The 11,932-nt window shown below is 64.0% G+C and carries 10 protein-coding genes; 2 read left to right on the top strand and 8 right to left on the bottom strand.

The annotated features are described in order from the left end of the window. Positions 1-114: 114 nt before the first annotated feature. The 5 genes from ON058_RS05320 to ON058_RS05300 all read right to left on the bottom strand — a co-directional run bounded on the left by ON058_RS05320 (position 115) and on the right by ON058_RS05300 (position 6,965). Positions 115-984, bottom strand: coding sequence for a DegV family protein (locus tag ON058_RS05320; RefSeq protein WP_274667995.1), 870 nt, complete (start codon positions 982-984; stop codon positions 115-117). Between the two features lie 93 nt (positions 985-1,077). Continuing rightward, a complete protein-coding gene (gene leuS / locus ON058_RS05315) occupies positions 1,078-3,579 on the bottom strand; it encodes a leucine--tRNA ligase (RefSeq protein WP_274667994.1) in 2,502 nt (833 codons plus the stop codon). Positions 3,580-3,658: 79 nt separating this feature from the next. After that, positions 3,659-4,495, bottom strand: coding sequence for a transglutaminase family protein (locus ON058_RS05310; protein ID WP_274667993.1), 837 nt, complete (start codon positions 4,493-4,495; stop codon positions 3,659-3,661). After that, positions 4,492-5,418 (bottom strand): alpha-E domain-containing protein, encoded by a 927-nt coding sequence (locus ON058_RS05305; protein ID WP_274667992.1) that lies wholly within the window; start codon positions 5,416-5,418, stop codon positions 4,492-4,494. Before ON058_RS05305 ends, ON058_RS05310 begins: the two co-directional genes overlap by 4 nt. Continuing rightward, on the bottom strand, positions 5,412-6,965 hold the full coding sequence (locus ON058_RS05300) for a circularly permuted type 2 ATP-grasp protein (protein ID WP_274668407.1): 1,554 nt from the start codon (positions 6,963-6,965) through the stop codon (positions 5,412-5,414). The genes ON058_RS05305 and ON058_RS05300 overlap by 7 nt, the downstream gene beginning before the upstream one ends. Before the next feature lie 170 nt (positions 6,966-7,135). Between ON058_RS05300 and ON058_RS05295 the strand changes: the two genes are divergently transcribed. Further along, complete coding sequence (locus ON058_RS05295; RefSeq protein WP_274667991.1) at positions 7,136-7,651, top strand: PH domain-containing protein; 516 nt, start codon at positions 7,136-7,138, stop codon at positions 7,649-7,651. Positions 7,652-7,761: 110 nt separating this feature from the next. After that, positions 7,762-8,514 carry a helix-turn-helix domain-containing protein gene (locus ON058_RS05290; protein WP_274667990.1) on the top strand — a complete coding sequence of 251 codons (753 nt, stop codon included), beginning with the start codon at positions 7,762-7,764 and terminating at the stop codon, positions 8,512-8,514. A 28-nt stretch (positions 8,515-8,542) separates the two neighbouring features. On the opposite strand, the gene ON058_RS05285 is transcribed toward ON058_RS05290, so the two are convergent. The 3 genes from ON058_RS05285 to nirB form a co-directional block, all read right to left on the bottom strand. Next, positions 8,543-8,842 carry a DUF6457 domain-containing protein gene (locus tag ON058_RS05285; RefSeq protein ID WP_274667989.1) on the bottom strand — a complete coding sequence of 100 codons (300 nt, stop codon included), beginning with the start codon at positions 8,840-8,842 and terminating at the stop codon, positions 8,543-8,545. A 91-nt stretch (positions 8,843-8,933) separates the two neighbouring features. Next, on the bottom strand, positions 8,934-9,299 hold the full coding sequence (gene nirD / locus ON058_RS05280) for a nitrite reductase small subunit NirD (protein ID WP_274667988.1): 366 nt from the start codon (positions 9,297-9,299) through the stop codon (positions 8,934-8,936). Further along, a complete protein-coding gene (nirB, locus tag ON058_RS05275) occupies positions 9,299-11,860 on the bottom strand; it encodes a nitrite reductase large subunit NirB (protein WP_274667987.1) in 2,562 nt (853 codons plus the stop codon). Before nirB ends, nirD begins: the two co-directional genes overlap by 1 nt. Between the last annotated feature and the right edge of the window lie 72 nt (positions 11,861-11,932).

Below are 11,932 nucleotides of genomic sequence, written 5' to 3'. Positions count from 1 at the left end.
GTGACGCTAAATCCGGCCGCCCCTCGCATGATCGCTGAGGTGTCAGTCTGTGGGGAAGCGTGTCCGCATTACTGCCCTGGGGAGGGCGCTGCCAGCCAGGTGTCGCAGGCCGGACTACTCGGCGACCGCTAGCGGAGCCATGTCGGCCACCACCACCGCTAGCGCCCCCGGGCCTGAGTGCACGGCAAGGACGCTACTCACGGTGGATGTCACCAAAGCCGATAACTGGTGGTGATGCATACGCAACGCGCGCACCGCATCGTCCCCAAAGCTGGGCTCTCCGAGCGTCATGACCGCGACCGCGGGGTCAGCGGCAGCATCAACTGCTGCCTCCGCTCTCACCAGGACGGCGTCGCGTGCACGCGCGGTCGACCTCACCTTATGGGTGACGTGCGGTTGGCCGTCAGTGATTTCCAGCACCGGCTTCACGCTCAGCATCCGCCCCACAGTCGCGGCCGCCGATGAGATCCGGCCACCACGACGCAGGTACTCGAGCGTGTCAACCGTGAACACGCAGACCGCGGACTCTGCCACCTGGCGAGCGATCTCCACGACCCGATCCCGTGCATAGCCGGCACGCACCGCTCGGGCCGCCGCCATCGCGGCAAAACCCGTCGCCATCGCGACGGAGCCACTGTCCACCACGTCGACAGGGATGGAGACTTCTCGTGCCGCGGCTCGCGCACTGTCAACCGTGCCAGACAAATGCGCGGACAACGCGATCATGACCACTGACTCCGCACCAGCGGCCTCGGCATCCCGGTATGCCTGGGTGAAAGCGGCGGTCGCAGGCTGAGATGTGGACACCGCGGCGCCACCCTCGAGAGCGTCGAGCACTTGCCCGCTGGAGATGGACACACCCTCATCGAAGACTTCACCATCAACAATGACGGACAACGGAATCACCACGATCCCGTGCTCCGCAGCGACGTCTGCGGGCAAGGACGCAGCCGAGTCTGTGACAACGACAATGCGTTCACCCATGGGCCATAACCTAGCGATGCCCCGGGAAGCGCGCTAGAGGCGCGCCGCCCAGGGCATCAGGAGTCTGGCGACTCACAGGCAGGAAAGAACCCCTTATGCAGGGACGATGTTGACGAGCTTGGGCGCGCGCACAATCACAGTCCGAATGTCCGCACCCTCAAGCGCACGGACCACGCCAGGTGCGGCAAGGGCTTGTTCGCGCAGGTCGTCTTCCGAGATGTTGGGCGAGACTTCAAGGCGGTCACGGACCTTGCCCTTGACCTGCACCACGCAGGTGACGGTGTCCTCAACCAGGAGAGCTTCGTCGACCTGGAGCCAGCCTCCGCGGGACACGTTGTCGTGCCCCAGCATGGACCACATGTCTTCAGCGCAATAGGGCGCGAACATGCTCAGCAGCACGGCCACCTGCTCGACCGCCTCGCGGACGGCGGGGTCAGCCGCTCCTGGACCAGAGTCGATTGCCTTGCGCGTGGCGTTCACCAGTTCCATGGTGCGGGCGACCACCACGTTGAAGCGGAACCCTTCCGTCAGTTCTGCGCACTCGTGCATGGTCTTGTGGGTCACAGCACGCAGGGCTGCGTCACCGGTCGCAGGGTCAACGCCCGGTTCCGATGACACGTCGCGGGCCAGTCGCCAGGCACGTGCCAAGAACTTGGACGTGGCGCCGGGCGAGACATCCGCCCAGTCGATGTCGTCCTCGGGAGGTCCCGCGAACGCCATGGTGAGGCGCACGGCGTCCACGCCGTACTCGTCCAACTGCTCCGACAGGCGCACGATGTTGCCACGCGACTTCGACATCGCGGAACCGTCCATCAGGACCATGCCCTGGTTCAGTAGGGCACTAAACGGCTCGTTGAAGTCCACCAGGCCCATGTCGTTGAGGGCCTTGGTAAAGAAGCGCGAGTACAGCAAGTGCAGGATGGCGTGGGTGACGCCTCCGACGTACTGGTCGATCGGCGCCCACTTCTGCGCGGCCTCCGGGTCGAACGGCCCGTCCGTCTTGGTGGGCGACAGATAACGCAGGTAGTACCAGGACGAGTCGACGAAGGTGTCCATGGTGTCGGTATCGCGCTTGGCAGGCTTGCCACAGTCGGGGCACTCGGTGTTGACCCAGTCGGTCGCGCCACCCAAAGGCGACGTGCCCTTGGGCTTGAGATCCAAACCTTCACTGGGCGGAAGTTCGATCGGAAGCTGGTCGTCGGGGACCCGGACCTCGCCGCAGTCGTCGCAGTGCACGATCGGAATGGGGGTGCCCCAGTAACGCTGACGCGAAATCAGCCAGTCGCGCAGACGGTAGTTCGTCGAGGTCTCCCCCAGGCCCTTGGCCTCGAGGTCCGCGATGATCGCCGCAATGGCATCGGCTTTGGGCATGCCGTCGAGAGCCCCGGAGTTCACGAGGGTGCCATCGCCTGCTGCAGCGATGCCGGTCTCGGCGGGGTCCCCTACCTGGTTGCCGTCCTCGTCGCGCACGTCGAGGACCACCCGGACGGGCAGGTCCATGGCACGGGCAAAGTCCAAGTCGCGCTGGTCGTGCGCGGGCACCGCCATGATCGCGCCGTGCCCGTAGTCGGCCAGCACGTAGTCGGAGGCCCAGATCGGCAGACGTTCACCGTTGACCGGGTTGACGGCGTAACGCCCCAGGAAGATGCCGGTCTTTTCGCGTTCGGTGGACAAGCGGTCGATGTCCGAGGCGGCCTTGACCTGTTCCACATACGTGGCGAACTGCTCTTGGACGTCCGCGTCAGCGTCGGCCACGAGTTCCGCGGCGAGGTCCGAGTCTGCTGCCACCACCATGAAGGTCGCTCCGAACAGGGTGTCGGGGCGGGTGGTGTAAATGTCGATCGGCTCGTCGCGGCCTTCGATCTGGAACTTCACGTCTGCACCGGCGGAGCGACCAATCCAGTTCTTCTGCATCGCAATCACCTTGGACGGCCACTTGCCCTCAAGGGTGTCGAGGTCGTCAAGCAGGCGGTCGGCGTACTCCGTGATCTTGAAGTACCACTGGTTCAGCTTCTTCTTGGTGACGGGGGTGTCGCAGCGTTCACACAGTCCTCCGACAACCTGCTCGTTGGCGAGCACCGTCTGGTCCTTGGGGCACCAGTTGACGGCGCTGTGCTTGCGGTAAGCCAGGCCCTTCTCGTGGAAGCGGGTGAACAGCCACTGGTTCCAGTGGTAGTACTCGGGACGGTGGGTGGCCAGTACCCGATCCCAGTCGAACGAGCATGCGTAGCGCTCCATCGAGCTGCGCTGCTGGGCAATGTTGTCTTCCGTCCAGCCGCGAGGGTCAAGGCCGCGGTTGATGGCGGCGTTCTCTGCGGGCAGCCCGAACGAGTCCCAGCCGATGGGGTGCAGGACGTTGAATCCTCGCTGGACCCAGTAGCGGGCGATCACGTCACCGAGCGCGTAGGCCTCAGCGTGACCCATGTGAAGGTCGCCCGACGGGTAAGGGAACATATCGAGCACGTACTTCGTCGGACGCTCGTCTGCCGCGTCGCCGGAGCGGAACGGCTGGGTCTCCTGCCACACGGGTAGCCAGCGCTCTTCGATCGCGCGGAAGTCGTACCTGGATTCGTCGTTCTGGGGCGTTACAGTCACCCCGCGATTGTATCGGTGACTACGACAGGCCGATGCTGGCTTACGGTCCATCCCTGCGCCGGGGCGCGGGGTGGTGCCGCTATGCGGTTTGGGTGACGGTGACGCTGACGTCGAGTTGTTCGGTTGCGCCTGCGACCACGCCAGTCAGCGGTGGAATGTCGCTGTACTCGCGGGCACGCCCCACAATGACGTGGTGGTCGCCTACCTCGCGGTCGTTAGTGGGATCGAAGCCGGTCCATTCTCCGGTCCACCATTCCACCCACGCGTGGGACTCTCCTTCGACAGTTTCGCCGATGCCGGCGTCGCGCTTGGGATGGAGGTATCCGGAGACGTACCGGGCGGGAATCCCGACGGTGCGCAATGCGCCGATCGCAAGTTGAGCGAAGTCTTGGCAGACCCCGGACCGGTTCTCCCACGCCTCGGCCGCTGAGGTGTGCACGGTGGTGGCACCGGGGACGTACTTCATCTCGGAGTGGAGGTGTTCGCAGATTGCGCGTGCGGTGGCTTCCGGTCCCAGCTTCGCTGAGGCTTCGTGCGCGAACTCCGCCAGAGCATCGGGCGGTGATGTCACCGAGGAGTTCGCAAGGTACTCACATAGGAGGTCCCGAAAACGGGGACCTTGGAGTGCGTCCCAGCCAGCTTTCTCTCCTCGCGGCGGCTGCGAGGTGACGTCGACCACGGACTGCGCTGTCACGGTCAAGCTTTGGTGGGGTTGGAGGACTTCGAACACGGTGACATCGCACTCCCAGTAGTCCCGGTAGCTCGAGCGCCAGGTGACCGGACCGATGTCCACGGTGGAATCAAGAACGCGCTGGCGCGGCAACCAGGCAGGGGTCACGCGCGCCTCGTTATAGGAAGAACCGATGTCTGTGGCGTACCGAAAGTGAGTACGGTGCTCGATTCGCAGGGTGGTCATAGCGCCTCCTGACTCCACACGACTGTCGCGTCGGGAAGGAAGTAGCGGTCCCTAATGAGGTCCGATGCCGTGGCACAGGCCCGCTGGACGGACTGCATCTGAGAAGCGAGGTCGTCGAGGACTTCCCGCACCGGTGAGTACTCGAGGTTGGTCCGCGCGCGGCCAAGCGCCAGTTGGGCTCGTCCTGCGAGGGTCCGGCTGCGTTCCTCCCCCTCAATGTTGGTGAGGAACTGCTCAGCCATGCTCAGGTTGTAGGCGATCGAGCGGGGGAAGTGGCGGTCGACCAGAAGGAACTCGGCTGCACGCTCCTCCGTGACGAGGGCCCGCACCGTGCGCAGATAGGCCTCATGGGCTGAGCAGGTGCGGAGCAGCGTGGTCCAGTCGGGACCAGCGGTTCCTTCGAGAGAGCGGGTCATGAGGAGTCGCGCAATCATGTCGGCGCGTTCCAGTGACCGGCCAAGTTCGAGGAAGTTCCACACGTCGTCGCGGGATGTTGTCGCTGAGGCCAGTCCGCGCGTCACTGCGGCACGTTCTCTGACCCACACGAAGAACTCATGGGGACGGGCAGTACGTCCATTCCAGCGGCGCAGGTCCATGCGCGTCGTGTTCAGGCACTCCCATACCTCAGTTGAGATCACTTCCCTCGCGCGACGAGCGTTCTCGCGGGCGGCCATCAGCGCCCCTGCAATCGAGGACAACTGCTGCGGGTCGAACGCAAGGGTTTCCAGCACTTGCGCTCTCGACGCACCCCCATCGCAGGGCACGTTCATCACGGTCAGGAGCGACGCGTTGGCACTGGGTTCGTCGACCCAGGGATCCTCCAGGAGCACGTTGAGGTGAACGTCCAACAGGCGGGCAGTGTTGTCCGCGCGCTCGATGTACCGGCCAATCCAGAACAGCGATTCGGCGATGCGACTCAGCATGGCGCACCTCCCCCGCTTGTGCCTCCAACTTCGTGTTGCTGTTGCTGTTGCTGCTGTTGTTGCTGCCCCGCAACAACGTCTTCTGGGTGAGCGGACTGAGGAACGGAGGCGAGCCCCGCCAGCTCGACGCGCGACTCGACAGGTGGTTCGCCGTGGGGCCGTTGTCTGACTCCACCGAGGACCCAGGTGTCTTTGGACCCGCCGCCCTGAGAGGAGTTGACGATGAGTTGACCGCGCTGAAGAGCGACACGAGTCAAGCCACCGGGAAGCACCCATGGCTCCTCGCCATCATTGATAGCGAAGGGCCTCAGGTCGACGTGTCGCGGCTCGAGGCCACTCTCTGTCAGGGTCGGCACGGTCGACAGTTGCACGACAGGTTGCGCGATCCATCCCCGAGGATCCGCAAGGATCTGTGCACGGGCCGCCGCAAGTTCGTCACGGCTCGCGCGAGTGCCGATGAGTACGCCCTTGCCGCCGGCCCCGTCCACGGGCTTGACGACGAGTTCGTCAAGCCGGTCGAGCACTTCCTCTCGCGCTTCGTCTTCTTCCAGTCGCCACGTGTCGACGTTGGGGAGCACCGGCTCCTCGCCCAAGTAATAGCGCGTGAGGTCCGGCATATAGGTGTAGATCAGTTTGTCGTCAGCGACGCCGTTGCCGATGGCGTTGGCAATGGTCACGTTGCCAAGACGTGCAGCATGAATGAGACCTGGCGCGCCCAAAACAGAGTCCGGACGGAACTTCACCGGGTCCAAGAACTCGTCGTCGACTCGACGGTAGATCACATCGACTCGCCTGCGGCCGGCGGTGGTGCGCATGAACACGTGCCCATTCACCGTCTCGAGGTCGCGTCCCTCGACCAGTTCGACACCCATCGTGCGCGCCAGCAATGAGTGCTCGTAATACGCCGAGTTGTACACACCAGGAGTGAGCACCACGATCGTCGGGTCATGCACCCCTTCTGGAGCACTCCTCGCGAGAGCGGAACGCAGCCGGCGGGAGTACTCCAACACGGGGCGAATCCCCATGGCTCCAAAGAGCTCAGGAAACATCTGCGACATCGCACGCCGGTTAGACAACACATAACTCACGCCGGACGGCACGCGCACGTTGTCTTCGAGAACTCGCCAAATCCCATGCTGGTCTCGCACCAAGTCGATTCCGGACACGTGGACACGCACCCCGTTGGCGGGCTCGACTCCCGCGACCGCGCGGTAAAAGTACTGACTGGTGGCAATGAGACGGCGCGGCACCACCCCATCGGTCACACAGCGCTGCGAGCCATACACGTCCGCCAGGAAGGCTTCGAGAGTTCGCACGCGCTGTGCCACACCGGGCGAGATGATGTCCCACTCATCAGCGCCCACCACTCGGGGAACAATGTCCAGCGGGAACGGTCGTTCCTCCCCCGCATGGTCGAACGTGACTCCCTGCGCAAGATACGTGGACGCCAAGGCTTCCGCCCGCGAGCGCAGATCGTCTCTCGACATCCGCTCGATCTCTTCATAGACGCGCGCGTACGGCTCACGAACCTCACCGTCGAGGTCCATCGCCTCGTCCCACGCGGCTGCTGGCGCATAGCCGCTCCACGGAGTCCCAGCATCGGTCATCACCCCACGTTAACCGGGGTCCGTGACAAACGCGTGGCGAGAACGTATCGAGTGGGTATCGCACGCCTATCGCCGCGCCCAGGAGCACCCTGCCCGCTAGAGTGCCAACTATGGGCTATCCCGAGGATCTCCTAGCATCAGAAGAACGCCTACTGCTCCACCGCCACGAGCATTGGAAGGCACTGATCGTGCCGGGCTTGCTCTTCTTGGTCTATACGGGCCTGGCGATCTGGGGCCTGGTCGCGATCAGCGGAGCCGACCTGTCTGATGGCACGGCGCTAGTCCTGCGGATTGTGCTTGGGGTCGTGTGGCTAGGGCTGTTCAGTTGGCTTGGCGTTGCGCCAGTAGTGCGGTGGGCGAGCACCCATTTTGTACTGACTGACCGCCGGGTGTTGTTCCGCACCGGCATCATTACGCGGTCAGGGATCGATATTCCGATCGCGCGAATCAACACTGTCCAGTTCCGTCACGGACTCATCGACCGGATGTTCCGTACCGGCACGCTGATCATCGAGTCAGCGTCGGACGACCCACTCGAGTTCACCGATATCCCCGAGGTCGAGAAGGTTCACGCCATGCTCTACAACGAGCTCTATGACGAGATCGAGGACGAAGAAGGCCGTTGAGTCACACGTGACCGGCGGTTCGCGACCTAGTCCGGTAGTCCCGGGTTTCTTCGCTGCACCGTCGGTAGCATCGCTGGTATCAGCGCATGTCCTGGGAAAGTCGAGGAACTATGGCTACGGACCAGCGTCCTGACTCCGGTCAGATCGATGCCGCGGCAATCGGCCACGCCCTAGGAGCAGTCAGTGCCGCAGCATTGACAGGCACTCCCGAGGACCCTGCGGCTGCACGTGCGCGCGTCATTCGCGCGCTGATCGAGGCGGCTGACGGTATCAGCGCCCACGACATGGCCGCCACACTGGATCTCCACCCCAATACGGTCCGCAATCACCTCGACGTCCTCGTCGCCCAAGGGTGCGCGCATGCCATCAGCGAACGGTCTGGTGAACGCGGCAGACCCAGGACGCTGTACTCCCCTGTCCCGGAACGCCTGACCCCGTTGCACGTGCTGGACCAGGCCCTCGGCAATGCCCATGTCAGTGCATCTCCTGGGGAGGTTGCCGCCGCCGCGGCAACCACCTGGCTGGCAGCAAACCACGCGCGGCCTACCGAAGCGACAGGCGATCAAGCGGTCAGCGATGCCGTCGATGCGTTGGAACAGTTGGGATTCGAGGCCGCCAGCGACGCCGTGGGCGACCACATCGAAGTCACGGAGTGCCCCTACACACCGCTGATCGCCACACGGCCTGAGATCTGCACCATTCACGCAGAGGTGATCGCACAGATCCTGGCCTCTTCCGGCGGGACCGTTGGCTTGAGGGAACTCGAAGTGTGGCCTCGTCCTGGACTGTGCCGAGCCAATCTGGCCCGAACCGACCGTGAACCTCACCAACGGGTGACGCCAGCCTCGGCCACGCCGCAGTAAAGGGCGGCTTCCCCGTGTCCGACCGCGGTTAGTCGCGTAGCCCTCCACCGGACGCTTCACGTGCCCATAGTTCGGCCGCATCTTGCGCGGCACGCATCGCGTCATCGAAAGCCATAGCGGCAGCACCCTCGTCGTAGCCGTCTTCAGTATCCGCGGCCCGCCCTACGGCTAGACCCACGAGAAAAGTCGCCAGGACGCCCCGGTCTGGTGTTGCTGTGCCAGCCCTTCGCGCCAACTCCACCAGGCGTGCCACATCGACGATTCCGGTGTCGAGTCCCAGCTCCCCTGCGAGCCCTTCGACCCAGGCTTCCAACTGTGTGTCTGCCATGAGGCGCCTCCTATCCGTCAATGCCATCTTGGCAGTGTTGCCCCAGGAATGTCGGAGAACATCGCCGCGCCACGTGCCGCAGGACGCCAGTTCAGAGCGAGCGCACGACAGTGACCAGCACGTCTCCGTCGCGCACTGTCACGGGGTACACCGTCAGATCGGGACTCGTGTGGACTGGTTCCTTGTCCATCGTCACCAGGCACTCTCCAGTGACAAGCGAGAAGACCTGTTTGTATAGCGGCGAACAGATCGTAGGCTCTCCCCCGCGGTCCCCCGTGATGCCCCGGGAGATCACCGCAGCATCGGCGAATGGGCACATGTTCTGAACCGCATGGACCGTACCGTCGTCAAGGCGGAACAGGGCGACCTGTTCACCCTCGACGAGCGCGGCCGCGCCCAGCCCTGGAGTGAGGTCGTCGATGCGACAGACGTGGATTTCGCTCACGGTAGCGGTCATCACAGGGCCCTTCCCGCATCGGCAAGCATGGACTCGCGTTCGGAACCGGTCGCCGGACGTCGTTGCCCGCGTTCCACGACGTATGCCAGGGACGGATCTGGCTCCTGGGGCGCGTTCACGAAACTCTGGAACTGGCGCAGGCGTTCCGGGTCGTCCAGCACGGCCTTCCACTCGTCCTCGTAGGAGTCCACGTGGTGAGCCATGTGCGCATCGAGGTCGTCACAGATTCCTAGCGAGTCGTTGACGATGACATCACGGATTGCATCAAGGCCACCTTCGTACTCGGCTTGCCAGGGCGCGGTGCGCTGCAAGCGGTCTGCCGTGCGGATGTACAGCATCAGGTACCTGTCAATGACCTGGAAAACCGTGGCATCGTCAACGTCCTCAACCAGCAACTGAGCGTGTGCAGGGGCGAAGCCACCGTTGCCGCCCACGTAGACGTTCCAGCCCTTCTCCGTCGCAATGACGCCTACGTCCTTGCCGCGAGCCTCTGCGCACTCGCGGGCGCATCCCGACACACCAATCTTCATCTTGTGTGGGCTACGCAAGCCGCGGTAGCGCAACTCGAGCGCGATCGCCATCCCCACCGAGTCCTGGACGCCAAAGCGGCACCACGTGGAACCCACGCACGACTTCACCGTGCGGAGGGACTTGCCATAGGCGTGCCCTGACTCCATGCCAGCGGCCACGAGGCGCTGCCAGATCGCTGGCAACTGTTCAAGGCGGGCACCAAAGAGGTCGATGCGCTGACCGCCAGTGATCTTGGTGTAGAGGTCAAACTCTTGCGCAACCTCTGCGATCACCATGAGTTTGTCGGGGGTAATTTCGCCGCCGGGAATGCGCGGCACCACCGAGTAGGTGCCGTCCTTTTGCATGTTCGCCATGACGCGGTCATTGGTGTCTTGTAGCGCGGCGCGGCCGTCCGCCAGCACGTGCTCGTTGTAGATCGACGCCAGGATGGATCCGACAGTGGGCTTACAGATGTCACAACCGTGACCGGCACCAAACCGGTCGATGATGTCGGTGAAGGTAGTCAGGCCAGCCACCTGGATTGCGCTAAACAACTGGGAGCGCGACATTGCGAAGTGCTCGCACAGGGCGTTCGAGACTTCAAAGCCGCCCTTCTCCAGCTCGGTGTTCATGATCTTCTTCACCAGCGGCAGGCACGATCCACACGCCGTTCCCGCCTTGGTGCAGGCCTTCACTGCGCCCAGGTCGTGGCAACCTTCCTCGTTGACCGCATGCCGGACGGACCCCGCGGTGATGTTGTTGCATGAGCACACGGTGGCTTCATCAGGCAACTCAAGTTCGGGGCGCTCAGCGACACCCTCCGGAAGGATCCAGCTAGACGGGTCGCCAGGCAGCGCCGAGCCGACCATGGGGCGCAACTGCGAGTAGGCCGATGCGTCCCCCACGAACATTCCACCCAACAGGACGGACGCGTCGTCGGTCATCACCAGCTTCTTGTACGCACCGGAGAAGGGATCGGAATACACCACTTCGAGCGCCCCGGGAGTGGCGGCGAAGGCGTCGCCGAACGATGCGACGTCCACACCAAGGAGCTTCAGTTTGGTCGCGGTATCCGCGCCGTTGTACTGCGATGAGCCGCCCAGGAGGCGCTCCACGGTGACATCTGCCATGGAGTTACCGGGAGCGATGAGCCCGACGGAGAGGAAGGCATCTGGCTCACTGGCCGCACATTCACCGATGGCGGAGATGCGCGGGTCTTCGGTGCGGCAGGCGGCGTCGACCTTGACTCCGCCGCGCTCGCCTAGCGCCAGTCCAGCGTCCCGCGCCAACTCGTCGCGTGGACGAATACCGGTGGCAAAGACCACCACGTCGAACAACTGCTCGGAACCGTCGTTGAATCGCAAGGAGCCCACGTTGCCGTCCGCCCCGGCAAGCACCGCATCGGTGGCCAAGGAGCACTTGACCTGGACTCCCATTCGTTCAATCAGACCTTTGAGAGCTTCGCCACCGGAACGGTCGACCTGAAGCGCCATGAGCCGGTCGGCAAACTCGATGACGGTCGAGGTGGCACCCATGCTTTGCAGCGCTCCGGCGGCTTCGAGCCCCAGGAGACCACCACCGATCACGGCTCCCCGCACGGGACCGCCATGTCCGGGGCGGGAACGGACCCACTCTTGCAGGGCGGCAACATCGTCGAGCGTCCGGTACATGAACACGCCCGGCAGGTCGAGCCCAGGCAGCGGCGGCGCCCAGGCAGACGAGCCTGTCGCGAGAACGAGCTGGTCGTACGGGAAACTTTCACCAGCATCCGTCGTCACTGCACGGGCGGCACGATCGATGCGGGCCACGCGGGCGTCACGCACCAAGGTGACGCCGCTGTCGTTCCATAGTCGCTGATCGCCAAGCAGCAGATCCTCGGGGTTTGCCTTCGAGAAGAAGCTCGTCAGCGCCACACGGTCATACGGCGCGTACGACTCTTCGCCGATCACCGTGACGTGGAACCGACCGTCAACGTCGCGCTCGCGCAGGGTTTGGACAAAGCGTTGGGCGACCATGCCTGCGCCAACCACCACGATGCGTTCGGGACTCATGTGCCACTCTCCGTTGTCTAGCACGGGTCTTGTCCCGACCCAAGAGAGCGAGCAAGTCCCGTATTACCAGGT

The sequence above is a fragment of the Demequina sp. B12 genome, assembly GCF_028823635.1.
Lineage (GTDB): Bacteria > Actinomycetota > Actinomycetes > Actinomycetales > Demequinaceae > Demequina.
This window is presented reverse-complemented; position numbering and strand designations above follow the sequence as displayed.